The 26,632-nt window shown below is 35.9% G+C and carries 28 protein-coding genes and 1 other RNA gene; 26 read left to right on the top strand and 3 right to left on the bottom strand.

Going from position 1 to position 26,632, the window contains the following annotated elements:
- Nucleotides 1-7: 7 nt before the first annotated feature.
- The 17 genes from dapB to G5W_RS0108495 all read left to right on the top strand — a co-directional run bounded on the left by dapB (nt 8) and on the right by G5W_RS0108495 (nt 16,096).
- A complete protein-coding gene (dapB, locus tag G5W_RS0108575; RefSeq protein ID WP_010095878.1) occupies nt 8-796 on the top strand; it encodes a 4-hydroxy-tetrahydrodipicolinate reductase in 789 nt (262 codons plus the stop codon).
- Nucleotides 797-810: 14 nt separating this feature from the next.
- Nucleotides 811-1,227, top strand: a complete 417-nt coding sequence (gene mgsA / locus G5W_RS0108570) for a methylglyoxal synthase (RefSeq protein ID WP_010095876.1) — start codon at nt 811-813, stop codon at nt 1,225-1,227.
- Nucleotides 1,224-2,345, top strand: coding sequence for an N-acetyl-alpha-D-glucosaminyl L-malate synthase BshA (gene bshA / locus G5W_RS0108565; RefSeq protein ID WP_033445626.1), 1,122 nt, complete (start codon nt 1,224-1,226; stop codon nt 2,343-2,345). The genes mgsA and bshA overlap by 4 nt, the downstream gene beginning before the upstream one ends.
- Nucleotides 2,346-2,360: 15 nt before the next feature.
- Nucleotides 2,361-3,563 (top strand): CCA tRNA nucleotidyltransferase, encoded by a 1,203-nt coding sequence (locus G5W_RS0108560; protein ID WP_010095872.1) that lies wholly within the window; start codon nt 2,361-2,363, stop codon nt 3,561-3,563.
- Nucleotides 3,539-4,528, top strand: a complete 990-nt coding sequence (locus tag G5W_RS0108555; RefSeq protein ID WP_010095870.1) for a biotin--[acetyl-CoA-carboxylase] ligase — start codon at nt 3,539-3,541, stop codon at nt 4,526-4,528. The genes G5W_RS0108560 and G5W_RS0108555 overlap by 25 nt, the downstream gene beginning before the upstream one ends.
- Nucleotides 4,529-4,640: 112 nt before the next feature.
- On the top strand, nt 4,641-7,424 hold the full coding sequence (gene dinG, locus G5W_RS0108550; RefSeq protein WP_029191066.1) for an ATP-dependent DNA helicase DinG: 2,784 nt from the start codon (nt 4,641-4,643) through the stop codon (nt 7,422-7,424).
- Nucleotides 7,425-7,744: 320 nt separating this feature from the next.
- Entirely contained in the window at nt 7,745-8,272 is a 528-nt protein-coding gene (locus G5W_RS0108545; protein WP_010095866.1) for a cell wall elongation regulator TseB-like domain-containing protein, read from the top strand.
- Between the two features lie 14 nt (nt 8,273-8,286).
- The gene (locus G5W_RS0108540) at nt 8,287-9,471 is read left to right on the top strand and encodes a pyridoxal phosphate-dependent aminotransferase (RefSeq protein WP_010095864.1); all 1,185 of its coding nucleotides are present in this window, start codon (nt 8,287-8,289) and stop codon (nt 9,469-9,471) included.
- Nucleotides 9,472-9,523: 52 nt separating this feature from the next.
- Nucleotides 9,524-10,816, top strand: a complete 1,293-nt coding sequence (asnS, locus tag G5W_RS0108535; protein WP_010095862.1) for an asparagine--tRNA ligase — start codon at nt 9,524-9,526, stop codon at nt 10,814-10,816.
- A gap of 103 nt (nt 10,817-10,919) precedes the next feature.
- Nucleotides 10,920-11,606, top strand: a complete 687-nt coding sequence (locus G5W_RS0108530; RefSeq protein ID WP_010095860.1) for a DnaD domain-containing protein — start codon at nt 10,920-10,922, stop codon at nt 11,604-11,606.
- Nucleotides 11,606-12,265 (top strand): endonuclease III, encoded by a 660-nt coding sequence (gene nth, locus G5W_RS0108525; RefSeq protein ID WP_010095859.1) that lies wholly within the window; start codon nt 11,606-11,608, stop codon nt 12,263-12,265. The genes G5W_RS0108530 and nth overlap by 1 nt, the downstream gene beginning before the upstream one ends.
- 175 nt (nt 12,266-12,440) lie before the next feature.
- Nucleotides 12,441-12,848: a VOC family protein gene (locus tag G5W_RS0108520; protein ID WP_029191065.1), complete on the top strand. Its 408-nt coding sequence runs from the start codon at nt 12,441-12,443 to the stop codon at nt 12,846-12,848.
- 157 nt (nt 12,849-13,005) lie between these two features.
- Nucleotides 13,006-13,455 (top strand): NUDIX hydrolase, encoded by a 450-nt coding sequence (locus tag G5W_RS0108515; RefSeq protein WP_237706210.1) that lies wholly within the window; start codon nt 13,006-13,008, stop codon nt 13,453-13,455.
- Between the two features lie 65 nt (nt 13,456-13,520).
- Nucleotides 13,521-14,153, top strand: coding sequence for a Vat family streptogramin A O-acetyltransferase (locus G5W_RS0108510; protein ID WP_010095854.1), 633 nt, complete (start codon nt 13,521-13,523; stop codon nt 14,151-14,153).
- Between the two features lie 98 nt (nt 14,154-14,251).
- Complete coding sequence (locus G5W_RS0108505) at nt 14,252-15,067, top strand: multinuclear nonheme iron-dependent oxidase (RefSeq protein WP_010095852.1); 816 nt, start codon at nt 14,252-14,254, stop codon at nt 15,065-15,067.
- A 309-nt stretch (nt 15,068-15,376) separates the two neighbouring features.
- On the top strand, nt 15,377-15,841 hold the full coding sequence (locus G5W_RS0108500) for a GNAT family N-acetyltransferase (protein WP_010095851.1): 465 nt from the start codon (nt 15,377-15,379) through the stop codon (nt 15,839-15,841).
- Nucleotides 15,842-15,892: 51 nt separating this feature from the next.
- Nucleotides 15,893-16,096 (top strand): hypothetical protein, encoded by a 204-nt coding sequence (locus tag G5W_RS0108495; protein ID WP_010095850.1) that lies wholly within the window; start codon nt 15,893-15,895, stop codon nt 16,094-16,096.
- A 483-nt stretch (nt 16,097-16,579) separates the two neighbouring features.
- Here G5W_RS0108495 and G5W_RS0108485 read toward each other — a convergent pair whose 3' ends face one another.
- Nucleotides 16,580-19,258: a PBP1A family penicillin-binding protein gene (locus tag G5W_RS0108485; RefSeq protein ID WP_010095848.1), complete on the bottom strand. Its 2,679-nt coding sequence runs from the start codon at nt 19,256-19,258 to the stop codon at nt 16,580-16,582.
- A 17-nt stretch (nt 19,259-19,275) separates the two neighbouring features.
- Complete coding sequence (gene recU, locus G5W_RS0108480) at nt 19,276-19,857, bottom strand: Holliday junction resolvase RecU (protein WP_010095846.1); 582 nt, start codon at nt 19,855-19,857, stop codon at nt 19,276-19,278.
- Nucleotides 19,858-19,961: 104 nt separating this feature from the next.
- On the opposite strand from recU, the gene G5W_RS0108475 reads away from it, so the two are divergent.
- Complete coding sequence (locus G5W_RS0108475; RefSeq protein ID WP_010095844.1) at nt 19,962-20,912, top strand: DUF2515 family protein; 951 nt, start codon at nt 19,962-19,964, stop codon at nt 20,910-20,912.
- 46 nt (nt 20,913-20,958) lie between these two features.
- Here the strand turns inward: G5W_RS0108475 and G5W_RS24025 are convergent, their stop codons facing one another.
- Complete coding sequence (locus G5W_RS24025) at nt 20,959-21,060, bottom strand: hypothetical protein (protein WP_010095842.1); 102 nt, start codon at nt 21,058-21,060, stop codon at nt 20,959-20,961.
- A gap of 164 nt (nt 21,061-21,224) precedes the next feature.
- Between G5W_RS24025 and G5W_RS0108465 the strand changes: the two genes are divergently transcribed.
- From G5W_RS0108465 to G5W_RS20755, 8 genes are all read left to right on the top strand, one after another.
- Complete coding sequence (locus G5W_RS0108465) at nt 21,225-21,437, top strand: hypothetical protein (protein ID WP_010095841.1); 213 nt, start codon at nt 21,225-21,227, stop codon at nt 21,435-21,437.
- An 84-nt stretch (nt 21,438-21,521) separates the two neighbouring features.
- Entirely contained in the window at nt 21,522-21,872 is a 351-nt protein-coding gene (locus tag G5W_RS0108460; RefSeq protein WP_010095840.1) for a DUF1798 family protein, read from the top strand.
- 75 nt (nt 21,873-21,947) lie between these two features.
- Nucleotides 21,948-22,346, top strand: coding sequence for a cytidine deaminase (locus tag G5W_RS0108455; protein WP_010095839.1), 399 nt, complete (start codon nt 21,948-21,950; stop codon nt 22,344-22,346).
- A gap of 159 nt (nt 22,347-22,505) precedes the next feature.
- Nucleotides 22,506-22,823 carry a cell division regulator GpsB gene (gene gpsB, locus G5W_RS0108450; RefSeq protein ID WP_010095838.1) on the top strand — a complete coding sequence of 106 codons (318 nt, stop codon included), beginning with the start codon at nt 22,506-22,508 and terminating at the stop codon, nt 22,821-22,823.
- A gap of 67 nt (nt 22,824-22,890) precedes the next feature.
- Nucleotides 22,891-23,268, top strand: an RNA gene (gene rnpB / locus G5W_RS23230) — RNase P RNA component class B.
- A 127-nt stretch (nt 23,269-23,395) separates the two neighbouring features.
- Complete coding sequence (locus G5W_RS0108440) at nt 23,396-24,538, top strand: THUMP domain-containing class I SAM-dependent RNA methyltransferase (protein ID WP_010095836.1); 1,143 nt, start codon at nt 23,396-23,398, stop codon at nt 24,536-24,538.
- 1 nt (nt 24,539) lies between these two features.
- Complete coding sequence (locus G5W_RS0108435; protein ID WP_010095835.1) at nt 24,540-26,039, top strand: carboxypeptidase M32; 1,500 nt, start codon at nt 24,540-24,542, stop codon at nt 26,037-26,039.
- A 213-nt stretch (nt 26,040-26,252) separates the two neighbouring features.
- Nucleotides 26,253-26,627, top strand: coding sequence for a zeta toxin family protein (locus G5W_RS20755; protein WP_010095834.1), 375 nt, complete (start codon nt 26,253-26,255; stop codon nt 26,625-26,627).
- The last annotated feature ends 5 nt before the right edge of the window (nt 26,628-26,632 follow it).

The following is a 26,632-nucleotide window of genomic DNA, read 5'->3' as shown; positions in this document are numbered from 1 at the left end:
TTGTGCAATGTCTATTAATATTGTTATTGCTGGTCCGCGAGGTCGTATGGGACAGGAAGCAGTTGATATGGTCTTAGAAGAACCGACTTTTACTTTAGTTGGTTGTATCGATCGAAAAGAACAACAAATTCCAAAGCTCGCTGAAAGAAGTATCCCTACATATACGAATGCAGAAGAATGCTTTTATGCATTGGACGTCGATGTAATGATAGATCTGACGGTGGCCGAATCTAGTTATCACCATATCCTGTTAGCCTTACAACAAAACATTAGTTGTGTTGTCGGGACTACAGGGTTTTCTGAGGAACAATTAGGAGAGATTAAAAGAGTGGCGCTAGATAATAATACAGGATGTATTATTGCACCTAATTTCGCAATTGGAGCTATTCTGATGATGCACTTTTCCAAGATTGCTGCAAAATTCTTTTCGGATGTAGAAATAATAGAGAAACACCACGACCAGAAAATAGATGCACCATCTGGTACAGCAATAAAAACTGCTGAAATGATTAAAAGTATTCGAAAGAGTAAAAAGCAAGGTCATCCTGACGAAGTGGAGACATTAAAAGGTGTAAGAGGTGCTGTCATGGACGGAATACCGATTCATAGCGTTAGGTTACCTGGGTTAGTAGCGCATCAAGAAGTAATGCTTGGTGGAGTTGGTGAAACTTTGACAATAAAACATGACTCCATAAATCGCAAGTCATTTATGGAAGGGATTAAATTATCTATTCGTCGTGTTATAGAAAGAAAAGAATTTATATACGGATTAGAGAATGTTTTAGACTTAGAATAAATGGAGGGTGGACAATGAATATTGCACTTATAGCACATGATGAGAAGAAACCAATTATCATAAGCTTTGCCATCGCCTATAAGCAAGTTTTAGAAAAGCACAGTTTGTTTGCTACCGGTACGACTGGTAAGAAAATAGGGGAAGAAACAGGTCTTAATATCCATCGTTTTCAATCAGGTCCATTAGGTGGAGATCAACAAATAGGTGCCATGATTGCTAACAATGAAATGGATATGGTTATTTTCTTTCGCGATCCGTTAACAGCCCAACCACATGAACCAGACGTAAGTGCGTTAATTAGATTATGTGATGTCCATCAAATACCTCTAGCGACAAATCTAGGATCTGCAGAAATTTTTATTCGTGGTCTAGAACGAGGGGATTTAGAGTGGAGAGAAATCGTAAAGAAAAAGAAGGAATCCGAACAATGAAAATAGGAATTACATGTTATCCATCAGTTGGTGGTTCAGGGGTAATTGCCACAGAATTAGGTATGTTGCTTGCGGAGCAAGGACATGAGATTCACTTTATTACATCTAGCCTACCTTTTCGGTTAAATCGAGTGTACCCTAATATCTTTTATCATGAGGTAGAAGTTAGTCATTATCCTGTTTTTCAATATCCGCCCTATGATTTAGCATTAGCTACAAAAATGGCAGAAGTAATTGATCAGGAGGAACTAGATATTTTACACGTGCATTATGCAATGCCACATGCGGTTTGTGCAATACTTGCTAGGGATATGGCGAACCGCGATGTGAAGATTGTTACGACACTCCACGGTACAGATATTACGGTATTGGGGATTGATAACACGTTTAAGCGAATGATTAAATATGGTATTGAGAACTCTGATGCAGTAACGGCAGTGTCTAGAGATTTAATATCGCAAACGGAACAGATGATAGGAGCTGAAAAAGAAATCTCTGTCATCTATAATTTTGTGAATGAAGATGAGTATTATAAAAAAAATCTAGAAATCATCAAAAAACAATACGGGATTCAACAAGATGAAAAAGTAATCATACATATTTCTAATTTTCGTAAAGTAAAACGGCTGAAAGATATCGTTCATACCTTTAGATTAATTCAGGAAGAAGTTGAGTCCAAGCTGTTATTAGTTGGTGATGGACCCGAGTATTCCAATACATTTCAACTAGTTGAAGAGTTAGGGATACAAGACAACGTATTATTTTTAGGAAAACAGAAAAACATAAGTGATTTATTGTCCATTGCAGACTTAAATTTATTAATGTCTGAAAAAGAAAGCTTTGGCTTAGTTTTATTAGAGGCTATGGCATGCCAAGTACCATGCATTGGAACGAATGTAGGTGGCATACCTGAGGTAATCATTCATGAGGAAACAGGTTTCATTGTTGAACTAGGTGATGTAGAAGCAGCTGCAAATTACGCTAAAAAAATTCTATCAGACAATGAAATGCTGGCTAGATTTTCTAGAAATTCTTATGAATATGTGCAAAAGAAGTTTCATTCTTCGATTATTTTAAAACAATATTTGAACTTATATCAGAAAGTTTTAATGAATTAGTAGGAGTGTCATAGCATGCAGTCATTATCAAAACCTTTCCAAGAAGCGTTACACGTAATTGAAACGATTGAAAAATCCGGACATCAAGCTTATTTTGTAGGGGGATGTGTTCGTGATCTTTTGTTAGAGCGAGAAGTTGGTGATATCGATATTACCACCTCTGCTAAACCATATGAAATACAAGCAATATTTGATGAGGTTATTCCAGTCGGTATCGAACATGGAACAGTAATTGTTCGTCACAACCATGTTTCATATGAAGTCACAACCTTCCGAGTGGAAGGGAAATACTCAGATAACCGCCACCCTGATTCAGTTGCGTTCATTGATAAGATTGAAGAAGATTTAGCACGTAGGGACTTTACGATTAATGCGTTAGCAATGGACAAAACCGGGAAAATAATCGACCTGTTTAATGGAACAAGTGACTTGCATGATAAGATAATCAGAACAGTTGGAAATGGAAAGGAAAGACTGAAAGAAGATCCACTCCGAATCTTACGAGCCATACGATTTTCTAGTCAATTAGGCTTTGAAATAGACAGCAATACATTGGAAGCAATTATCTTGGTTAAACCTTGGATAGAGGAATTAGCAGTCGAACGGATTACAGTGGAACTACAAAAACTATTCGGTGGAAAGAATGTTGTCCCTGCATTAAATTATATGGTTGATTTAGGAATAGAACAACATCTTCCTGTATTCAATAAATATCATGTATTGCCAAAGCTCATCAACAAGATTAAACCCTTATCGTCCTTATCAGAATTGATTTGTCTCATTCATCAATTAGAACCGGATGCAGAATTGAAACAGATTGCTAAGGAGCTTAAATGCTCTAATAAAACCCTTAAGGAAGCATTAAAATTAAATGAGGCGATTGAATATTATCAAGTAAACGGTGTGGATAATTGGTTAGTATACCTTCTATTACCGAATTTTCACGATTCATTTATTAGACTGGCGCTGATTTTATCGACTTCAAACATTGATTATAAGGATTTAAAAGAACGAATAGATTTTCTAGTAATAACATCAAAAAAAGACCTAGAAATTGACGGAAATGATATAATAGAGATATTTCCTACTATACGAAAAGGTCCATGGATACAAGATATAATTTCAAAAATTGAAAAGCAAGTTGTTCAAGGGAAGATTGAAAATAAGAAATCAATATTAAAGGATTGGATAAGATGGAATCCACCAGAAGTAGAATAATTAATTTTTTATCTGAGAATCAGGATACATACGTTTCTGGTCAAGACATTTCAAATGAGCTTGAAATTTCTAGAAGTGCAATTTGGAAGCATATGAAAGAGCTTGAAAAGGATGGATATGTCATTGAAGCAAGACCAAATAAAGGCTATCGTATCATTGAATCTCCGAGTAAAGTAAGTGAAAACACGTTACAATGGGGTTTGTCTACAGAATGGCTTGGGAAATCTATCATACATAAGGAATCGACTTCTTCTACTCAAATTATTGCTCATAAATTAGCTATGGAGAATGCTGAACATGGAACAGTAGTGATTGCCAATGAACAAACAGCGGGTAAGGGAAGACTGAACCGTGAATGGCATAGTGCAAAATATAAAGGCATTTGGCTAAGTCTAGTCTTAAGACCCAATATACTGCCGAATCTCGCTCCACAACTAACTCTACTATGTGCAACAGTTTTAGCAACCGTCTTAAAAGAAGAACTAAACTTGGACCCTAAAATTAAGTGGCCCAATGATATAATGTTAGAAGATAAAAAGGTTGCAGGGATATTAACAGAAATGCAAGCTGAACAGGACAAAATTAATTATATTGTTATTGGTATTGGGATGAATGTCAATCACGATATGAAAGATTTACCGAATGATATTCAATATAGAGCAACGTCACTGAAACTCCAATCTGGGAAAGAATGGGATATAACCAAACTGATTCAAAGCATTCTTGAAAGATTTGAATCTACCTACATGGAATATATGCAGAATGGTTTTTCAACTATTAAGGAAATCTGGGAAAGCTATGGTTATCGAATTGGAGAAAAAATGCATATTAAAATGTTTAAAGAGGTTAAAAAAGCAATATTAGTTGGTATTGCTGAGGACGGTGCGCTACTGGCACAATATGAGGATGGATTGGTGAATAAAGTCTTTTCTGGTGAAATTGAGTGGTTTAGTAAGACAGAGTAAAGGAGGAGGTCATGCTAAAGGCTATAATTTCTATAGTTTTAGCTTAGCCTCTTCTTTGTACGTTAATAAGAAAGACTATTACGAGATGAAATATCAAGAAGGTGGTGAAGGAATGAATCGATTTGTTGTCTTGGACTTAGAAACAACTGGAAATTCTTCAACAAACCAAGATAAGATTATCGAGGTGGGGATGGTAGTAGTTGAAAATGATCAAATTGTAGATGAATTTTCGACCTTGCTTCACCCAGGAAAATCGATACCACCGTTCATTACAAAGCTAACAGGTATTCAAGATGATGATGTGAAAGAAGCACCTACATTTGACAAGGTGGCTGACACGATTGTAGATATATTAGAAAACAGCTATTTAATTGCGCATAATGTTCCTTTTGATCTAGGATTTTTAAATGCTGAGTTAACAGCCATAGGAAAAGCTAGGTTAAACAATCCTGTTATTGATACAGTGGAATTAACAAGAATTTTATATCCACAAGCTCCTGGATTTAAACTCGGTATACTTGCAGAATATCTAGATATATCGCACGACAACCCGCATCGAGCTCTATCAGATGCTTTTGTAACTGCTAGTCTCTTTATCAAGTTGAAACAAAAAATAGCTACGTTACCATTCGAAACATTAGAACACTTGATAACTTTAGAAAAGGTACTGAAATCTGATTTATACGAGCTATTGAACCAACGTAAAGAAATGTTGACTTTTGCTACAAATGACCAGGAAAACGTTACGACATATAATGGTTTAGCTTTTCTAAATCATACTCCTAGTAAACGCGAAGCAATCATACTTAATTCTTCATTTGGAGAATATTTAGATGGGATATATGAAGAAAATGGATCCATGCAATCCCATATGAAAAAGTATGAAAAGAGAGATGGTCAACGTACGATGTCTGAGGATATTTATGACTCTTTTCAGGCAAAAAAACATGCATTAATCGAAGCGGAGACAGGAACTGGCAAATCTTTAGCCTATCTTATACCAGCTATTTATGAAGCGGTGAAAACGAATAAAAAAATAGTTATTAGCACATACACGACACAATTACAATCACAGCTGTTAGAGGAAGAAATCCCGCTTATTAAAAAGCTGATATCAATTCCTTTTAGAGTTGCCTTATTAAAAGGAAAACAACATTATATTAGCATTGAAAAATTTGCCAATGAGTTATATTCCAATCAACAGGATAATTATGATATTGCCCTAACAAAAGCGATGATATTAGTATGGTTATTAGAAACTGAGACAGGGGACATTGACGAACTTCACTTACCCTCACACGGTCAAATCTTTTATAGACGTATATCTGCAGATACGGAGGGGCAAGCGGATCCAACTTCACCTTGGTTTAAGTTTTCATATTACCAAAAGGCACGCAGAAGAGCCCAACTTGCAGACATTATTATTACGAATCATGCATTGCTATGTACGGATATGTTTAACGACTATCAATTTTTACCGAGTTATGATAAAGCCATTATTGATGAGGCGCATCATTTAGAAGAAACAGCATCTAAGCATTACGGGATGAAATTAGATTATGTGAATATGCAACATGTATTCAATCAGATAGGCAATTTCGGAGAGGGAAAATGGATAGACAAACTACAACTAGATCCTTCTATGAGTGATAACATCTCAAAAGAGCGATGGAATGATTTATTAAGCTTAACAAAATACGAATTAGATGATCTGTTCCGTACAATTTTTCAATATGTGTTAGACCGGGAAGGAACCAATAAAGTCCTAAGTGACATCGGACGAATCCAATATCGATTTGAAAATAATAAAGAAATTGAAAAGAGTTGGAATGTAGTAAAAGAGATGGCAACTAGATTAATCTTCTATGTCCGTGATTTAATTCATTTGTTAACCATGTTGGACCAGATGGTGACAGATAAGGATACGAAAGATGAAGTATTGCATCGAATTGAGCTTCTACAGTCATTTATTGATGGTATCGAGCAACTATTTTTGTTGGAGAATGATCATATAGATGTAAAATGGATTGAAATCGAAGCGTACGGGGCGAAGAATGCTGTTTACTTATATAGTGAACCGGTAAATGTTTCCGATATCTTACAAGATAAATTTTTTAATGTGAAAGACAGTATTATTCTTACTAGTGCTACATTAACGATGAAAAACTCGTTCAGCTTTATTCAAAAGCGTCTCGGTCTCCCGAAAGAAAGGGTGTATACGCAAAAGATACCATCTCCTTTCTCTTATCAGGAACAAGTACGAGTTATGGTACCTAGTGATTTTCCAGAAGTGACTTATGGTAATACAGATGATTTCATTGCAGCAACTTGTGAATCAATTTTATCATTAGCCGAGATCACCAATGGTCGTATGTTAGTTTTATTTACGTCATATGATATGCTTAGAAAATCATACTACTTATTGAAGGAAATAATGGAGAATGATAAATTTATTCTGATTGCACAAGGGATTTCTAGTGGGAGTAGGGAAAGATTAAAAAAGAATTTCCAAACGTTTGATCAGTCTATCTTATTAGGAACTAGTTCCTTCTGGGAAGGTGTCGATATTCCTGGGGATGACCTATCTTGTCTTATGATTGTAAGGCTCCCTTTCCAACCACCAAATCATCCAGTATATGAGGCGAAGGCAATCGATATGAAACAAAATGGCGGAAATCCTTTTTATGATCTTGCTTTGCCAAATGCTGTTATTCGATTTAAACAAGGCTTTGGAAGATTAATACGGTCTACTAATGATAGGGGAATAGTCTTTGTTTGTGATGCGAGAATTATCAAATCCTCTTACGGAAAGTATTTTACAGAATCGATACCAAAAGTGCCAATTGCATTTGATTCCACAAGTGAATTAATGGAAAAAGCGAAAGAATGGTTTTAATTGTTTCTTTGATAAAAAAAGAACTGATGCATTAGCATCAGTTAAGAAATATGGTATGGAGTTTAAGATATTTTGGTTGAAATCAATAAAAACAAAACAAAATTCAAGGAATGCTTGGTATAATGTTGGTGTTTCATCTTATTTAACTTCAACGTAATACTAGTATAAGCATTGTTTTTCTAACTATGTTTAGCAATAATTGATAAGAATAGAAGCATTTTGTTAGGATTACTCAAACTGGAGGGCGAATATATGGATTTACTTGGTTATTCTTCTAAGGAAAAATACGTTATTTTTAAACGAAATAGGTTTTGCACGAAATGATGATGTATAAGAAAAATACGGAAACAACCTCCTGGTTAAAATGGGTTCTATTAGGATTATTGCTTCTTCTTATTATCACCTTAATATATTTATTTGTCCTTTATCAGGGTATATTGGAAAGTAAAACCAAAAATTTTTCTGATGCAGAACAAAGGGTGATACAGGAAACCGATGTGAATGAAATAATAAGTTCACAAAGATTTCAAGGAGATTCACTCTATACAATTGTGACTGGAAAAACGGACGATGAGGAAGATGTTTATGTATTTGTACCGGAAAAGGCCAAAGAAGATATCGTTGTAGTTGAACATAAAGAAGTATTACCAGCTGAAACGGTACAAGAAAGTTGGCAAAACAGCTGTACAAATTGTGACCTCATACATATTGTTCCTGCCATAATAAAGAATGACCCAGTCTGGGAAATTACTTATATAGATGAAACAGATCGTTACGTATTAAGCTATGTGTCAATTTATGATGGATCACAATATGAGGAATTTCGCTTCAAAAAAACGTTTGAATAAGTGAGGGAATGCAAATGGAGATTGCAAATAGAGTTAAAACATTAACACCTTCCACTACACTTGCGATTACTGCAAAAGCAAAGGAATTAAAAGATAGCGGCCATGATGTCATTGGCCTAGGAGCTGGAGAACCAGATTTTAATACACCAGATTATATTATCCAAGCAGCAACAACAGCGATGAATAAGGGGTTAACGAAGTATACTCCTACAGGTGGTGTAAATGAGCTAAAGAAAGCTATTATGGAAAAACTTGCAAAGGATAATAATTTATCCTATAACATGAATGAAATTATAGTCACATCAGGTGCAAAACATGCGTTATACACATTATTTCAAGTTATTCTAAATGATGGTGACGAGGTAATTGTTCCAACTCCTTATTGGGTGAGCTATCCTGAACAAATTAAATTAGCGGGGGGAAGCCCTGTATTTATTGATGGGTTAGAAACAAATGATTTTAAGATTACACCTCATCAACTTGAAGAATCGATTTCCGAAAAGACTAAAGCAGTTATTATTAATTCGCCAAGCAATCCTACTGGTATGATGTATACAAAAGAGGAGTTATTTGAAATTGCAGAGGTTTGCTTAAAGCATAACATTCTGATTATCTCTGATGAAATCTATGAGAAGTTAATTTATACGGATGACAAACATGTATCTATCGCTCAGCTCTCCAAGGAGTTAAAAGAGATAACGATAGTCATTAATGGTGTTTCCAAATCACATGCGATGACAGGCTGGAGAATAGGCTATGCAGCTGGTCCACAGCCTATTATTAAAGCCATGACAAATCTTGCTTCTCATTCGACTTCTAACCCTACTTCTATCGCGCAGTATGCGGCTTTAGCAGCGTACCAAGCGGAAGAAGACCCGACCATTGAAATGCGTAAAGTATTTGCAGAAAGATTAAATGCGTTGTATGATTTAATCGTTCAGATTCCTGGGGTTACTTGTAAAAAGCCTCAGGGAGCATTTTATTTATTTCCTAATGTAAAAGAAGCTGCAACGCGTAACGGCTTTGAACACGTTGAGGATTGGGTAGCGGCTTTATTAGATACGGAGAAGGTCGCTGTTGTGCCAGGTTCAGGATTTGGTGCACCAGATTATATTCGATTATCCTATGCTATTTCTAAGGAACAATTAATAGAAGCTGCAAATCGAATTAGAAATTTTGTCGAAAACAACAGTAAATAAACTGCAGTAGATTTTTGACACAGTAAACATAAGACTAATGGAGGTTATTTTATTGAAAACAACAATTGCACAAGTATCGAAACATGAAGGAGAGATAGTAACCATTGGAGCATGGTTGGCGAATAAACGTTCTAGTGGGAAAATTGCCTTTTTACAATTACGTGATGGAACAGGATTTATGCAGGCAGTAGTAGCAAAAAGTGATGTTAGTGAAGAAACATTCCAATTAGCTAAAAACATGTCACAAGAATCTTCCATGTATATTACTGGGAAGATTGTAGAAGATACTCGTTCACCTCTAGGGTATGAAATGCAGGTAGAATCGATTGAATTAATTCATGAATCAGTTGATTACCCAATAACTCCAAAGGAACACGGAACAGAGTTCTTAATGGATCACCGTCATTTATGGCTACGTTCTAAGAGACAGCATGCAGTTATGAAGATTCGGAATGAAATCATTCGATCTACATATGAATTCTTTAATGACAATGGTTATGTGAAAATTGATCCGCCAATATTAACTGGTGCATCTGCAGAAGGAACAACTGAACTTTTCCATACGAAATACTTTGATGAAGATGCATATCTGTCTCAAAGTGGTCAATTGTATATGGAAGCAGCGGCAATGGCATTCGGCAAAGTATTCTCATTTGGACCTACATTCCGTGCAGAAAAATCAAAAACACGCCGCCATCTAATAGAATTCTGGATGATTGAGCCTGAAATGGCTTTTGTAAACCATAAGGAAAGCTTGGTTATTCAAGAGAACTATGTCAGTCATATTGTTCAATCCGTATTGAAGAACTGTAAACTGGAGCTTGATATCTTAGGACGAGACATTAGTAAATTGGAACAAGTTAAAGCACCGTTTCCTAGAATTTCTTATGATGATGCGATTGCATTGTTAAAAGAAAAAGGATTTACAGATATCGAATGGGGCGAGGACTTTGGTGCGCCTCATGAGACCGCAATAGCTGAAAGCTTTGATAAACCTGTATTTATTACGAACTATCCTGCAGAAATTAAGGCTTTCTATATGAAGCCAGATCCAAATCGAGAAGAAGTAGTTCTTTGTGCAGATTTAATCGCACCTGAAGGCTACGGTGAAATCATCGGTGGTTCTGAAAGAATTGATGATTTAGAGCTTATGAAAAAGCGTTATGAAGAACATGGTCTAACAGGACCTGCTTATGAATGGTATCTAGAATTAAGAAAGTATGGAAGTGTACCACACTCTGGATTTGGTTTAGGTCTGGAACGTACGGTGGCCTGGTTATCAGGGGTTGAGCATGTCCGTGAAACCATTCCGTTCCCAAGATTACTAAACCGTTTATATCCTTAATCATAACGATAATGGCTGTCTCGATGAGGCAGCCATCTTTATTTATGCTATTTCCTCTTAAGAAATGATAGTTCATGGTATACTATGTATGAGGTGCAACGTAATGAAAAAGACAATATCATACCAAGCTATACTTAATAATCATGTAACAATTCCTGAAAAATTATTACTAACCTATAAGTCGTTTGGTTTAAACGAATTGGATATCATGGTGGTAATACAAATACATCGTTCTATTCAGCGTGGCAATTATTTCCCGACCCTGGACGAGCTGACTACTATATTAACAATTGATGAAAATCAATGCTCACAAATTTTAAGAAAGCTAATTCAACGAAACTTATTAAAAATTGAGCGATTGGAAAATAATCATCAACAACTGAGTGAAGCATATTCGTTAGAACCATTGTGGGAGAAATTATATCAACCAGTAGTCGAAGAGAAAGAGGAGTCTGAGGATGGCTCTTTATTTATTTTATTTGAACAAGAATTCGGTAGACCACTATCACCATTTGAGATTGAAACAGTAAATGTTTGGCTAGATGAAGACAAAATAGCCCCATCACTTATTAAAGCCGCATTGAGAGAATCCGTTTTAATGGCGAAGCTTAACTTTAAATATATGGATCGCATCTTAAGAGAGTGGAAGAAGAAAGGTATTCATACCGTAGAGCAAGCAAGAGAAGCATCCAAGCGATTTCATAACCATCAACCTTCCAAACAAACAAATGAAAATACAAAAAAGAGGGACACATCCTTTTATTATAATTGGCTAGAGGGAGAGGACTAATGTTAAATAAGAAACAAATTCGATTTTGCTTGGACGAAATTGCAAAGATGTTTCCAGATGCAGAATGTGAGTTGACTCATGACAACCCGTTTGAACTAGTAATAGCTGTTTTACTATCGGCACAGTGTACAGATGCACTCGTCAATAAAGTTACAAAGGACTTATTCCAGAAATATAAAACCCCAGAAGATTATTTGGCTGTTCCATTAGAGGAATTACAACACGACATTCGTTCTATTGGTTTATACCGTAATAAAGCGAAGAATATTCAAAAGCTATGCCAAGTATTAATCGACGAATATGGTGGGGAAGTACCAAATTCGAAAGAGGAATTAGAGAAGTTAGCTGGAGTTGGGAGAAAGACAGCGAATGTTGTTGTCTCTGTAGCTTTCGGTGAACCAGCAATAGCGGTGGATACTCATGTTGAACGTGTATCCAAAAGGTTAGGAATATGTAGATGGAAAGATTCTGTTTTGGAAGTTGAAGAAACCTTAATGAGAAAAGTTCCGAAAGATGAATGGAGTGTAACTCATCACAGACTTATTTTCTTTGGTCGCTATCACTGTAAGGCTAAGAATCCGAATTGTCCGGAATGCCCTTTACTAGAACTTTGCAGAGAAGGACAAAAGCGTATGAAAAAAGAGATGCCATATAGTTAAAAGTATCTAAAGCATACCAATTAGTATCTAATTGGTATGCTTTTTTCATGTTTATATGAAAGATGAATTTGATATCAGAAAGTTCTAATAAGGATGTCGTTACTATGTTATGATGAATTTAATAATAAATTTTAAGCAATTATTAAATAAGATGAATAGAAGGGATGGTTCTCACATGAAATTCAACGACTTTACAGCAGCTCAAGTTAGGATAGCTAGACCGACGGATAAGTTAGAAGAGGTTATTCACTTTTATCAAAATGGTTTAGGACTTCATAAGGTTGGTGAATTTAAGGGACATAGGGGGTATGAGGGGGTTATATTCGGATTGCCTGATGTTCAATATCACCTAGAATTTACCCGACATATAGATGGAAGTCCTTGTCCTGCACCTACAAAAGACAATCTGTTAGTATTCTATATTACGAACAAGAATGAAATCGATAGCGTAGCAGAACGATTAAGAAATATGGGATATCCAGAAGTTGAACCAGAAAATGCGTATTGGAAAGAACTAGGGATCACAATAGAAGACCCGGATGGATGGCGGATAGTATTAATGAATAAATCGTATGTTGATTAATAAGTACTTCGCTTGTGAAATTATTTTCTCTAGAGGAATGTATCAAGGTGATTTCATGATGTTGAAAATCGATTATTGATTGCAGATTACAATCTGATAAGAATGCCTTTTGGTAAGTAATTTGAAGGGATAATTTATACGTGGAATGAGGAAGTGGATGATGTTAGAAAAAATAACCGCTTTACCGATAGATAAGAAAATTGCCGGAGTTCATTGTATACCAATATTGGAGAATAACACTATTGTTATGGCTTGGGACAAGGAGGAACAATTATTAACAACGATAGGCGGTAGGGCTGAAGGAAACGAGAGTGTAGATGAAACAATTGAACGTGAGGCCTTTGAAGAAGTAGGTATGAAAATAAGCTCTAAACGGATTCCTTTTGCATCCTGGTACTGGGAATCTACCGATACATATACTGTCTGGTTATTAGCAAGAACCATAGAGTTTTCACCTAGTACTTTTGATAATGAAAAATCTGGCTATGTCATCTGTAACTTTGATACTGCAGTACAAATATTCAATAAGTTAGAACCTGAAAATATGGCAAGAATCCAACTATTGAATTTTGCTAAAGAACGAGCAGAACAGCTTAAATGGTTATAGGAATATTTCTCATCACATGAATAGAGTCCGTGTTTTTGTATTTACGGCGAAGGAGGAATTCTAACATGCATTTCGGGCCAAATCCTAATGCAATTTATCCAAATGAGGCAATAAAAAGTATATGTTTTATTAAAAATGTAGTGACAAATCCAAATATTATAGTCGGTGATTTTACATACTATGACGACGTTAATGGACCAGAAAGATTTGAAGAACGTGTTACACATCACTATGAGTTTATTGGTGATAAACTAATTATCGGTAAGTTTTGTGCAATAGCAAGAGGAATAGAATTTGTCATGAATGGTGCAAATCATAGAATGAACAGTGTCACTACTTATCCATTTAATATTATGGGTAGTGGATGGGAGAAAGCGACTCCGAGTTTAGACGACTTACCCCTTAAAGGTGATACTGTAATTGGAAACGATGTATGGATCGGGCAAAATGTTACGGTTATGCCTGGTGTTCACATTGGTGACGGGGCAATCATTGCCGCAAACTCTGTAGTGGTAAAAGACATTCCACCGTACCATATAGCTGGTGGAAATCCGTGTAAAGTAATAAAGAAAAGATTTGATGATGAATTAATTATATATCTTGTCGCCATTAAATGGTGGGACTGGCCAGCTCAAAAGATTTTCGAAAATCTTGAAATCTTATGTAGTGGTGATCTGACAAAAATTAGAGAAATATAGTAAACATGATGAGTGGTAGTTTTCTCCGTTTTCATTTAGTAATTCAAATCTTTCTTTATTTGTTGAACCCATAAGGTATATAAATGGAGTGAAGATACATGAAGGTAGCAGTTAATTTTTCAAAAGAAGCGGAAGCATTGTTACATAAGAAATCTATTGAAGTCGATCTTTTTAAGTGCCCGGATTTTAGTAAGGAATTAATTTTTCGGGCGGGGAAAGGCAAACCTTGTTATGTTCATTTCGCTTTAAACGAGGGTAGTGGACAAATGCATCAGGTAAATTGGAAAGCTATTCACGAATTGAGAGAGCATACGCAAACACCTTATATTAATGTTCACGCTGTAGCTTATGCCAGAGACTATCCCAATGTTGATATTTTAACAACAGATACGAAACATATAAGGACTATGGTAGATGCAACGGTTCGGGATATTGATTATCTCGCCAAACATGTAGGTACAGAAAACATAATTGTTGAAAACGTAATATGTAGGGGCAAGGGAGAAAATATGATGAAGCCCATCATTGATCCTGTTATTCTTACCGAAATTATTAATCAAACTGGATGTGGATTCTTACTTGATACAGCACATGCTCGTATGACATCTTTAAGTCTTGGATTAGAAGTACAAGATTATATTTCCCAACTGCCACTTTCTCACCTAAAAGAACTTCATATCACAGGTATTCAGCCGGATGAAACTGGTCGACTTCGAGACAGTATGCCCATGACTGATAAGGACTGGCAATTAACAGAATGGGTATTAAGAAGAATTAAAAAGGGGGATTGGGCAACACCATGGGTAGTAGCTTTTGAATATGGAGGAGTCGGGCCAGCTTTTGAATGGCGATCTGATGAAGAGGTCCTAGCAAGTCAATTACCAAAACTTCACCAGTTAGTTAGAAAATTTTAGTAATATTTACTTACCTTTGATACATTCAATTAAGTTATTTCTCTATGAAAATATTATCCAAAAGAGGATTCCACTTTATCATTGAAACAACTTGTTTTGAATTTAGAAGAATTTAGTGGGGCAGGTATCTGAACTAACCTTATTGTGAATAGCTGGAGAAATGTATCAAAAAGAATAAGTATTGGGGAACTAATCAATTAGACTCGAATAAGGTGATCACGGTGAATGGTCACCTAATTTTACGGATTCCTTATTCAGAATATTCAATCCATATAATGTTCAAAAATAACATTCTAGGGAGGGAAACTGGTGGAACTAGGAACAAAAAGATTAATCCTTACACCCTGTACGGAGCAATCATTATCAACATATAACGCTAGAGAATATAGTATAAGACCACATATTGCAACGTATTTGGAACGATTGAAAGAAGATTGCTCTTTACTGGGATGGGGAGTATGGCTTGTTATTGATAAAAACACGAATCGGGTTGTAGGAGATATAGGCTTTAAAGGCAAACCGGACAAAGAAGAGACAGTAGAGGTGGGTTATGGCATTATTTCTTCCGAACAAAATAAAGGGTATGCAACTGAAGCTTTAAAACGCCTTGTCGATTGGGCATTTGTCTCTAAATTTGTAGCGAAAATAATGGCTGAATGTGAAGAAGATAATCTCGCATCCATTAACGTCTTAAGGAAGTTAAATATGAAAAAAACAAGTCATAACAAAGGAATGCTATATTGGCAGTTAACAAATGACTACTCTGGTAGCTAACATTGGTAATAACAATTTGTAATTGTAATCAATAATGAGGAGGTGAAGGCGATGCCTTTGTGGTTATTGCTACTATTTTTAATTGGAGGATTGCTAATTATAAGTTTAATAGCAGATTGGGTAATTAAAAATAAGAAAATCAAAATAGATTTAGAAGAAGGTGTTAAACACGCGAATGAATCCGAGCGAATTTATACAGAAAAAGCATTGGATGATGTGAGACATAAGATAGGTAATGACAATGGTAATTTATAACATGTATTTAGTTGTAAAGGGGCATATATGAAAAAGATAGCTTAAATTTTTTTAGTTATCGTGCTACTTGCTGCATGTGATTTAGCACCTGAGAAAATATCATTTTCAGAAGTTAGTTTGGAGGATGTTGACAATGATGTGAAGGAATTTGTCGACAGTAGAAAATTAGATGAAGATGGAACTGGTAATGGTATATATTTATACTATGAAGGCGAGAGAAAATACTATCTTTATCTTAGTCAGGGGTTTTTAGATAGCAGTAATGGTTTTGGAAACATAGCTCTCAAGAATCCGGGGAACAGACATTAGATATTTTACAGGAAAATTTAAGTAGACTTGTATAGATAAAATTAAAAACGCTTGGATTTGGTTCGACCCCGAAGGTTAGATTTACTCTAACTTTGCGGGGTACCTTCCTCCAAGCGTTTTTATATTGAACTTCCTATTCGCAAACAATTAACCTATAGAGTAACAGCTGTTTTGTTATTCTCCGTTTCCAGAGGTTTCTTCATCATCACCAGATGGGGTAGTTACCTCACCTGGAATTTCTACTGAAGTAGTTTGCGTTTCGCTTCTCGTACCTTCATTAGCTCCATTTTTGCCAATTGCGGTTACGTAAATCGTGTAAACCTGACCAGGTTCAAAGTTACCAGTTATTTCAATTCCTTTTGATTCAACTATCTGAGAGTTACCTTGTGGACCTTCAACAACAACTTCAAAGCTTGCTGGTGGCCCATTATAACCCCAAGATACATCGATTAAAGACTGGTTTGCGTCATAGATAGCAGTTAATCCATCCACAGGGTTGATTGGTGAATTTTCATTATTATCTTCACCTTCACCTTCACCACCTTCTAGTGATACCGAAACAGTTGCGGGATCACTGCGGCTTTCTTCATCCTCATTTAGAACGGCTACTACTTGTATCGTATAACTTGCACCTGGACTAACCTCGGTTATTTCTAATTTCTTATCTTGAGTAGAGGAGAGGACTTGCATTTCTCCACCATCAACACTTGCCGAAACTTCGAACGAAACATCTTCCTCTGAATCGTAATCCCACTCAACAATGATAGAATTATTTCCTTCACTGTATTCAGCTTTTAAATTTGCTACTGGGTCTAACTTGTCAAATTTCTCAGATGTTTCTTTTGGTTCAGTTCCTTTTACAAAGAGCTCCGTGACGATTTGAGACTCTGGAGTATGCTCACTTGGTAAAGCAGCAGGATTAGAGCCTTTTTCGACCGCAACCTCTACCACAGAATCAGGTTTTACAAAATCAGAAGTTTCCACATCTTTGTGTAAGTCGGTCATTAGATTCTTGAAGAGACTGTGAGCAATCCATTTTTCATCATTCATGGTGCGTTTACCTTCATCATAACCTACCCAAATTGCGGTAGTGTAGTTAGTGGAATACCCGGCAATCCAGGAATCCTTGGCACCTTCAACACCTTCTATGTTAGTAGTACCGGTTTTAGCTGCTAAAGGTAACCCTGGAACACGTGCAGGTCCACCAGAAGACCCTTGATTTAGTGCTGTTTTAAGCATGTCAGAAATCATATAAGCGGTATAGTCTGACATCGCAATTTCTGGTTCAGGCGTTAATTCCACCGTTTTATCATCCGGTAATACCACTTTTGTTACAGCATATGGCTCATAACGAATACCTTCATTTGCAAACGCTTGGTAAGCACCGGCAAGTTGAAGCGGGTTAACAACAGTTTCGGCACCACCTATCGCATCTGTTAACTGTGGATTTCCTTTGACAAATTCAATACCTAACTTATTCCCAAACTTTTTGGAATTGTCATAGCCCGTTTCTAATAATACTTTTACTGCTGGTACGTTTAACGATTCTTGTAGTGCATATCGTGCTGTCATCCAACCTTGATATTTTCTATTCCAGTTACGTATCGCTTTACCATCAGAACCAGAAATCTCAAAAGGTTTGTCATCGTCTATCTGATGGTAGGTAGACATTTTGTTATACTCGATTGCAGGACCGTAGGCAACAATAGGTTTAAATGCAGATCCCGCTTGGCTACCACCTTGGATCGCGTAGTTCCACCCGTTTTGATAGTTTCTGTCTCCACCAATTGCTCGAATCGCTCCTGATTTAGAATCGATAACGACCATTCCTGCATGTAAATCTTCGTTAGGGAAGGCTACTGGATTATTCTCAGAATTAGATAATAGTAGCTCTACATGATCCTGTGCACCTTTATCAAGTGTCGTATAAATTTCTAAACCATCGGAGTAAATATCTGCCCCGTCTAATTTTTCTTCTACTTCTTTTTCTACTTGCTGAATAAATGCATCATATGGATTTGATTCTGGACGATCAGTTACTAGAAGCGACGGGATATCAACTTCTAGCGCTTCATCCGCCTCAGCTTGTGTAATTTTTCCATGGCGAACCATTAATTTTAATACGGTTTTCATACGTTCCTTTGTAAAGTCTGGATTAACAAAAGGATTGTATGCTGTTGGTCTTTGTGGTAACCCAGCTAAGATTGCCGCTTCAGGCAAGGTTAGGTCATGTAAGTCTGTTTTTCCAAAGTACGTCTCAGCTGCTTTAGCAACTCCATAAGCATTAGCACCATAGAAGATTTTATTTAAATACATTTCAAGAATTTGTTGTTTGGAATAATCTTGTTCCAGTTTTAAAGCTAGCCATTGCTCTTGGACTTTATACTTAATCTTCTTATCTGGTGGAAGAAACGATTTTTCTACGACTTGTTGTGTAATCGTACTCGCACCCTCGGACCCAAATCCATTTCGAATATTACCAATGACTGCACCACCAATACGTCTCAAATCAATACCTGAGTGTTCAAAGAAACGTGCATCCTCAGTAGCTGTAACTGCATCAATCAAAACTTGAGGTAAGTCTTCGTAGGTGATTTTGGTTCGTTTGAAATTGCCAAGGTCAGCAATTAGTTCACCATCCATATCGTATACCTTTGATGATACTGGGTCTGACAATTTGGATGTATCAATATCCGGTGCAGTGGCAATATAATAAGTAAATAATCCCGCTACACCAATTCCAACAGCTAGGAAGGCAATAAGTAAGCCTAGTAAGATTTTTTTCCATATCGGTTTCTTTTTTGATTTTTTTTGTTTTCTACGTGCAGTGCGAGTTTGGCGATTATCTGCCATATCTCACTACCTCCAATCTAAAAATAAAGCTGATCAATAATTTTTAAATAATCAACTCTAGTTTGGTATTTAAAGGGAATTAAGTGTCCTTCTTCTTGAATTTTAGTGTATGGTATTGATTTTCTACCATCCTTTTCCTTTTCATACCAATACGTTAGTAATTTACTTGCTTCTAAGTAATACGTCTCGTCATGAACAGCAAATCGGATAATTATAAAACTGATACCACCATGTTTTAGGATAGCTTCCATATGTTTTATTTGGTGTTCATGTATATTAGCTAGAGGAAAAGAAGTCTTTAGCTTTGTTTCTTTCGCCTCAAAGTCGACATAACGATTGCGATAAAGACCATTATAATCAGTTGTTGAAGCTTGCTTAAAATACGCTTCCGTAATAACAGCTGCACTACGTTTCGGATAATTAACTTTCACGATTTGAACTGGTGTCGGTTTCTTGTGTATTACAGCTTGGTTCGTATCCAGATAATACTGATTCGTTTGATTGATATCTTCTTCTAAGGTCATTCCACGATTTGAGAACGTTTGGTTAGTTGTTACATTAGTTTTAATTTGCGATCGTTTCCCATTTGGATAGTTCATTGTATTGCCCCCTAGCATAACCAGTATCATATCAGAAAATTACTTATCGTGACACTTTTAAAGTTACATGTGATGAAAAAATTAGATTAAGGTAGGGTCCAATCATGTATTGGTGCTGGAACAATCGAGACTACATACATTATATAATAAATAAGACAAATAAGCATAATATAGACAACATTAGTCGCACAATCGCATACCAACAATTTTATTTAAAATATCCGGAAATAAAGTGGGCATTACTAGCTAGTGTTGTATCAAGAAATGCCGGTTGGAATATGACTGACTTACACTTACCTGCATACAAAAATATGCTTGGTGAAGCTGAACGAAAACAGTTATTTATGACATACGAGCGGGCTAATTGGTTAATTTTCTCCGATGCATATCCGCAATTACTTGTATATGAGCTTTCGACTAAAAACGGTAAGCCGTTATATCATCTATTACAGGATTTCCATGTCTCATCTTTTATGATAAGGGAATGGGAGAATTTTCATCAATTCAAAGATACGTTACGACTTATGATTGCGCTCATCATTAATGAACAAAATCTAATTCAACGACCTGTTATTTCTCAACCATTTTTTAAGAGAGAGGTTTTCCTAAGTATCCCTTATATCTTACAAAACACACTTATGTTGAATGCTGTTATCCTCCCTACAAAGGAAAACGGCCTATATGGGGCATTTGTTCATGGCTTTACAACTGTTGCTAATCGAATTGATCTTGGGAAAAGTCTAGCTTCACAACTATTTCATCCGGAGATATATAATCACATAATGAACTTTTTACTTGGTGTAGAGCATACCGGTTCCAGGTATGACTATGAACGATATTATTCTATCAATTTCCCTAAGAATCCATTACTCAGAACGGTTTATCCCATCATTGAACATCAAGATAACATTCGGAGCGATTGGTACGAATTAGGGGGTATTAAGCAGAAATGGATGAGGATGGAAGAGGTAAAGCCCAATCCTATTGGCAACCACTTTTACCAAAAGCGTAAATGGTTAATGACCTATCACCAAATTAAGAAATTATTCACATGATAATAAAGGATGAACATAAGTTAATGCCTTATGTTCATCCTTTTCATTAAGTAGAAGGGCGATTAGGACCGTTAAGCTTTTTATCGCCAGTTTTTAGTGATTTACCATTTTCTACTTCTTTTTGTTTGTTCTTTCCTTTATCTTTCATTTTTTTTAAAAACCTCCTTTCTTTCTAGTTTGTCTAAATCCTTGAAAAAAATGAGTAAAACCACTAGTTTTGTATGAATGATTCTAGTTTTGTCGAATGGGAAGGATATTCATTTGAAGTTATCGAACTACCCTTTAACAACCTATATTTGGAGGGGTGAACAAATGGGACTTGCTGTAGTAAAGGAACATGAAGCAGATGGAGTTTTTCGGGAAGAATTTGAATCAGGATTACTTCAGATTGGAGATATGGCTCGTATTGCAGAGCAACGACTCACCTTAAAAGCAGATCATAGTATTCAAGAGCTCTATTTTAAACAAAAACAAGCGATAGAAGATATGATAATTAAAATTCAACTTTTAAAGTCGTATAAGTAGTAATTAATCAACAATCCTAGATAATGCCGTAATTCCATAAACATGATAAAGTATAGTTAAGAAAGAAGGAATTGAGGTTTTATCATGCAATTAGTAGAATATACCAATCAATTAAAAGAAGACTTGGGAAGATTAAAGGATGTTTTTGAAAATAATACACCTCCTGAGGACCGAAGAGATAAAGCATATTTTGAAATGGTGAAAGAAAAAACTTTACCGATATATGAGCTTTTGGAGAAGTGGGAAGTGCTTGCATTAAAAGTGGTAAAAGAGAGCAAAATAAGTGTACATCCCAATCAAATCGCGTCAACAAGGGAAAACATGGAATTGGTTTTGATGCATAGTTATTACGTTGATGTTCGACGAAGAAGGTATATGGAGCTACATCAGTCTATTCTATATGTGTTTGATCAGCTGTTACGAGCGATCGAATAACGCTTTCATCCTTTACAATTCTGAATTCTTTTAATATAATTAGCTTCCACACATCGAGAGGGGGAAGGAATCGTTATGTCAAACCAAGATTTGATTCAAAAAGCAATCGAAATGAGAGAGCGTGCTTATGTCCCGTATTCCAAGTTTCCAGTCGGTGCTGCGCTATTAACAAAGTCCGGAAAGGTTTATACCGGATGTAATATAGAAAATGCAGCATATCCTGTGTCACTTTGTGCAGAGAGAGTGGCCATTTTTAAAGCAATATCAGATGGAGAAACAGAATTCATTGAAATGGCTGTTGCAGCCGATACGGAAAGACCTGTACCACCTTGTGGATCTTGCCGCCAAGTAATGAGTGAGTTTTTCTCATCAGATATGACTATTCATTTAACAAACTTACACGCTAATACAAAGACAGTAAATATGGAAGAATTACTTCCATTTTCATTCCAAAAAACTGATATGGATATGTAATACATACAAATCACGTAAGAAGCTGATTGTCCAGCTTCTTATTTTTTTGCTATAATAAAAGATAGAACCATTACATATAGTAAATTAACTTGTTTCGTATTAAACTATAGATAGCGCGTTCGAAAATCAGAATTGAGATTAATGGGGTGATTAGCAGTGATGAATAATCGTGTACAATTAACTGGTAAAGATATTCTTGAAAAAGAATTTAAAACTGCAATGAGAGGGTATAACCAAGAAGAAGTTGATGAATTCTTGGATACCGTCATACAAGACTATGATGCATTCGGACAAGAAATCGATCGATTAAAGCAAGAAATAGCAAGACTAAAGAAATCATCGGCGTCTGGAGAAGGAAAGGTAAGAACAAGATCTACCAATCCGGTTCCACAGCAGGCAAATTATGATGTGTTGAAACGTTTATCGAATCTAGAAAAAGCGGTATTCGGTAGTAAGTATATGAATGCTGATTCTTAAATCTTACTATATTTACCAATGAAATTTGAACAAAAATATGGTATCATTGTTTTTAGATAAAGATTGAATGCTCATGTAATCGCTGCTGCTAAAGCAGAGGAAAGTCCATGCTCACACAAACTGAGATGTTTGTAGTGTTCGTGCTTGACGAATTCATAAGTCAAGGTAGTCTGTTAGGACTAACGGCAGGTGAAGTTCCTAAGTCTATTAGGATATGGAATTATAACCTTGAAAGTGCCACAGTGACGGAGCTAAAATGGAAACATTTTAGGTGGAACGAGGTAAACCCCACGAGTGAGCAACCCAAATTATGGTAGGGGCATCCTCTATTAGGGAAATGAACCGAATGAGGGACAGGTAAATTACTTGTAGATAGATGATTACGACCGGAGTACGAGGCTGACCACCGTTTGGAGTACAATGGTACAGAACATGGCTTATCGAGCATTCATTGGTCTACATAGATGATCAAATAACCTTTCTGTAATGATTACAGGAAGGTTATTTTATTTTTTCGGGATTATGTGGTAAACTAACCTTACTATCAATTCTAAGTTGAAGGGATTTTTTTAATGTCTAAACAAATTAAATTAATAGCAACAGCTGCAATGGGTTTAGAATCTGTTGTCGCAGATGAGGTTCGCAACCTTGGATATGAAGTAGAGGTAGACAATGGTAAAGTAATTTTCGAAGCTCCTATATCCGCTATTCCTAGATGTAATTTATGGCTAAGAACAGCTGATCGAGTCAAGTTAGTTGTAGGTGAATTTACTGCGACAACGTTTGATGAGCTATTTGAAGGAACGAAAGCATTGCCATGGGAAAACTATATCAGTGAAGAGGGACAGTTTCCAGTATCCGGAAAGTCTGTGAAATCTACGCTTTTCAGTGTTCCGGACTGTCAAAAGATCGTAAAGAAGGCGATTGCTGAAAGATTAAAGCGAAAATATGGTATGGTGTCCAATATGCCTGAAACAGGTGCTATGTATAAAGTAGAAGTATCCTTATTAAAAGATACCGCCTTATTAACGTTAGACACTTCAGGTGTTGGGCTACATAAAAGAGGTTATCGGGTTGGACAAGGGGAAGCGCCATTAAAAGAAACGATGGCTGCTGCACTAGTATTACTAACAAACTGGCGCCCTGAATATACTTTATTGGATCCATTCTGCGGATCAGGCACTATTCTGATTGAGGCCGCTCTAATAGGACAAAATATTGCACCTGGATTTAATCGGGAATTTGATGCAGAAGCATGGAGCTTTATCCGTAATAAGCATTGGAACGATGCATTCGAGGAAGCAGAGGATTTAGCAAAGTATGACCAGAAGCTAGATATTACTGGAACAGATATTGACCATAAAATGATCGAAATAGCAAAGGCAAATAGTATAGAAGCTGGCTTAGGGGATTTAATCAATTGGAAACAAATGCAGGTATCCGACTTAACAATTAAACAAGAAAACGGTTATATTATTGCTAATCCACCATACGGACAACGTATAGGAGATTTGGATGAAGTTAAGAAAATGTATGCAGATATGGGGGCAGTAATGAAACAACACCCATCATGGAGTGTTTATGTGTTAACTGCATATGAGGCGTTTGAAAAAGAATACGGCCAACAGGCTACAAAGAAACGCAAGCTATTTAATGGATTCATCAAAACAGATTATTATCAATACTTTGGCAAGAAAACAAAGGGGGATATGTAAGTTGGCAGCTTTAGAGGCAAAGGAAAAAGAATTTCAGGAGTATTTGAAAGAACTGAATGCGTATCGAGAGGCGATTACATTAATACAGTGGGATTTACGTACGAAAACACCTAAAAAAGGGGTAGAACAGCGATCAGAAGTTCTAGGTTATCTATCCCAAAAAGCTCACCAAATGCAAGTCTCTGATAAAATGAAAGATTTTATTGATGAACTAAAAGACAAGACGAAGAATGAAATTATCCAAAAGTCTGTTCTAGAGTGTCTTGATGAATATGAAAAAAACAGTAAAATTCCTGAGGAAGAATTTAAAGAATATGTCATGCTTCAATCGAAATCGGAAGCGGTTTGGCAGGAAGCTAGGGAGAAAGCTGATTTTTCACTGTTTCAGCCTTATTTGGAAAAGCTTGTGGAATTCAATAAGAAATTTGCAAACTACTGGGGATATAAAGAGAATATTTATGATGCGTTATTAAACAACTATGAACCTGGTATGACTGTAAAAACACTTGATGAAGTATTCCCGAAGGTACGGAAATCACTTACAGATCTACTTCAAAAAGTTAATAGTAGTACTGTAAAACCAAATACATCCTTGTTAACTACTCATTTTCCAAAGGCAGATCAAGAAAAATTCTCTATTGAGATTTTAAATCGCATGGGATATGACTTTGAAGCAGGGCGTTTAGATGATACGATACATCCATTTGAAATTACAATTAATCTAAATGACGTACGAATCACTACTCGCTACGACGAACAAGATTTCCGAATGGCGGTTTTTGGAATTATTCATGAAGCAGGGCATGCGTTATATGAACAAAATATCGATAAGAAACTAGAAAGTACACCACTTGCATCAGGTACATCAATGGGAATTCATGAATCTCAGTCTCTATTTTGGGAGAATTTCTTAGGTCGCAATAAAGTGTTTTGGGAATCGCATTATGATTTGTTTAAACAATATGCGCCTAGTCATTTTGAACAAGTACCGATACAAGACTTCTATGAAGCGGTTAATGAGGTGAAACCATCATTTATCCGTATTGAAGCCGATGAATTAACCTATCCTCTACATATTATGGTTCGTTATGAATTAGAGAAGGCTTTAATTAATGGAGAGATAGAGGTAAAAGATTTACCTAAACTTTGGAATGAAAAGATGGAGGAATACCTTGGCATTACTCCAACAACGGATCGTGAAGGGGTATTACAAGATATTCACTGGGCAGGAGGAGACTTTGGGTATTTTCCTTCATATGCATTAGGCTATATGTATGCAGCTCAGTTCAAGCATAAGATGAGTGAAACGATTGATATTGACCAGGTAATTCAGTCAGGTGACTTTTCACAAATTCGAAATTGGTTAACGGAGAATATTCATCAATTCGGTAAAATGAAAAAACCTTTAGAAATTCTGAACGATGTTACTGGTGAAGGATTAAATCCGGATTATTTAATAGATTATTTAACAGCGAAGTATCGTGATATTTATCAATTCTAAATCGGATGATTGGAATATTAGGTATACGTGAGGAAGCTTAGAAATAGTCATATCTATGAAGTGCTAAATCAAAAGAAGGTTTAGCACTTCATTTTTTATTATTGGTATGTTACATTCTTGATAAAGTACAGATTAAGAATATAAGATATTTTCAAATAGCTTGATATTACTTTTTAGAATCATCTGTACAGACATTGGGTGAGGTGATTATTTGTGTATAATGCAATGAAGAATGAAATCATTGCTAAATTTCAGCAACGAACTACAAAATATCATCCTTTCGTTATTGGAATAGATGGATTAAGTGGAGCTGGTAAAACTACGTTAGTTTCTAAGCTTGAATCTGAACTAAAATATACATGCAGGGTTGTAGTAATACATATGGATGACCTTATAGTTGAACGGAATAAAAGGTATCATACTGGGTTTGAAGAATGGTATGAATACTATTATTTACAGTGGGATATTAATGAATTGACAGTAAGGTTATTTAATAGTTTACGAACAAATCATAAAATTACTTTCCCTTTTTATGAGAAATCTATTGATAAAACTGTTGATAAAACCAATTTCCATAACACCAGATAGTATTA

Source organism: Ornithinibacillus scapharcae TW25, assembly GCF_000190475.1.
In the GTDB taxonomy this organism is placed as follows: domain Bacteria; phylum Bacillota; class Bacilli; order Bacillales; family Amphibacillaceae; genus Ornithinibacillus; species Ornithinibacillus scapharcae.
The sequence above is the reverse complement of the archived record's forward strand: the minus strand, read 5'-3'. Positions and strand labels throughout refer to the sequence as shown.

What these genes read in the sequence shown, in the direction of transcription:
- G5W_RS0108510 (WP_010095854.1), top strand. Translation starts at nt 13,521, where the DNA reads ATGCATTTCGGGCCAAATCCTAATGCAATTTATCCAAATGAGGCAATA.
- gpsB (WP_010095838.1), top strand. Translation starts at nt 22,506, where the DNA reads ATGAATAATCGTGTACAATTAACTGGTAAAGATATTCTTGAAAAAGAA.
- G5W_RS0108545 (WP_010095866.1), top strand. Translation starts at nt 7,745, where the DNA reads ATGATGATGTATAAGAAAAATACGGAAACAACCTCCTGGTTAAAATGG.
- nth (WP_010095859.1), top strand. Translation starts at nt 11,606, where the DNA reads ATGTTAAATAAGAAACAAATTCGATTTTGCTTGGACGAAATTGCAAAG.
- G5W_RS0108440 (WP_010095836.1), top strand. Translation starts at nt 23,396, where the DNA reads ATGTCTAAACAAATTAAATTAATAGCAACAGCTGCAATGGGTTTAGAA.
- G5W_RS0108560 (WP_010095872.1), top strand. Translation starts at nt 2,361, where the DNA reads ATGCAGTCATTATCAAAACCTTTCCAAGAAGCGTTACACGTAATTGAA.
- G5W_RS0108475 (WP_010095844.1), top strand. Translation starts at nt 19,962, where the DNA reads ATGTATTGGTGCTGGAACAATCGAGACTACATACATTATATAATAAAT.
- G5W_RS24025 (WP_010095842.1), bottom strand. Translation starts at nt 21,060, where the DNA reads ATGAAAGATAAAGGAAAGAACAAACAAAAAGAAGTAGAAAATGGTAAA.
- G5W_RS0108555 (WP_010095870.1), top strand. Translation starts at nt 3,539, where the DNA reads ATGGAATCCACCAGAAGTAGAATAATTAATTTTTTATCTGAGAATCAG.
- mgsA (WP_010095876.1), top strand. Translation starts at nt 811, where the DNA reads ATGAATATTGCACTTATAGCACATGATGAGAAGAAACCAATTATCATA.
- G5W_RS0108495 (WP_010095850.1), top strand. Translation starts at nt 15,893, where the DNA reads ATGCCTTTGTGGTTATTGCTACTATTTTTAATTGGAGGATTGCTAATT.
- recU (WP_010095846.1), bottom strand. Translation starts at nt 19,857, where the DNA reads ATGAACTATCCAAATGGGAAACGATCGCAAATTAAAACTAATGTAACA.
- dapB (WP_010095878.1), top strand. Translation starts at nt 8, where the DNA reads ATGTCTATTAATATTGTTATTGCTGGTCCGCGAGGTCGTATGGGACAG.
- G5W_RS0108485 (WP_010095848.1), bottom strand. Translation starts at nt 19,258, where the DNA reads ATGGCAGATAATCGCCAAACTCGCACTGCACGTAGAAAACAAAAAAAA.
- G5W_RS0108460 (WP_010095840.1), top strand. Translation starts at nt 21,522, where the DNA reads ATGCAATTAGTAGAATATACCAATCAATTAAAAGAAGACTTGGGAAGA.
- G5W_RS0108505 (WP_010095852.1), top strand. Translation starts at nt 14,252, where the DNA reads ATGAAGGTAGCAGTTAATTTTTCAAAAGAAGCGGAAGCATTGTTACAT.
- G5W_RS0108465 (WP_010095841.1), top strand. Translation starts at nt 21,225, where the DNA reads ATGGGACTTGCTGTAGTAAAGGAACATGAAGCAGATGGAGTTTTTCGG.
- G5W_RS0108515 (WP_237706210.1), top strand. Translation starts at nt 13,006, where the DNA reads ATGATGTTAGAAAAAATAACCGCTTTACCGATAGATAAGAAAATTGCC.
- dinG (WP_029191066.1), top strand. Translation starts at nt 4,641, where the DNA reads ATGAATCGATTTGTTGTCTTGGACTTAGAAACAACTGGAAATTCTTCA.
- bshA (WP_033445626.1), top strand. Translation starts at nt 1,224, where the DNA reads ATGAAAATAGGAATTACATGTTATCCATCAGTTGGTGGTTCAGGGGTA.
- G5W_RS0108520 (WP_029191065.1), top strand. Translation starts at nt 12,441, where the DNA reads ATGAAATTCAACGACTTTACAGCAGCTCAAGTTAGGATAGCTAGACCG.
- G5W_RS0108540 (WP_010095864.1), top strand. Translation starts at nt 8,287, where the DNA reads ATGGAGATTGCAAATAGAGTTAAAACATTAACACCTTCCACTACACTT.
- G5W_RS0108530 (WP_010095860.1), top strand. Translation starts at nt 10,920, where the DNA reads ATGAAAAAGACAATATCATACCAAGCTATACTTAATAATCATGTAACA.
- G5W_RS0108455 (WP_010095839.1), top strand. Translation starts at nt 21,948, where the DNA reads ATGTCAAACCAAGATTTGATTCAAAAAGCAATCGAAATGAGAGAGCGT.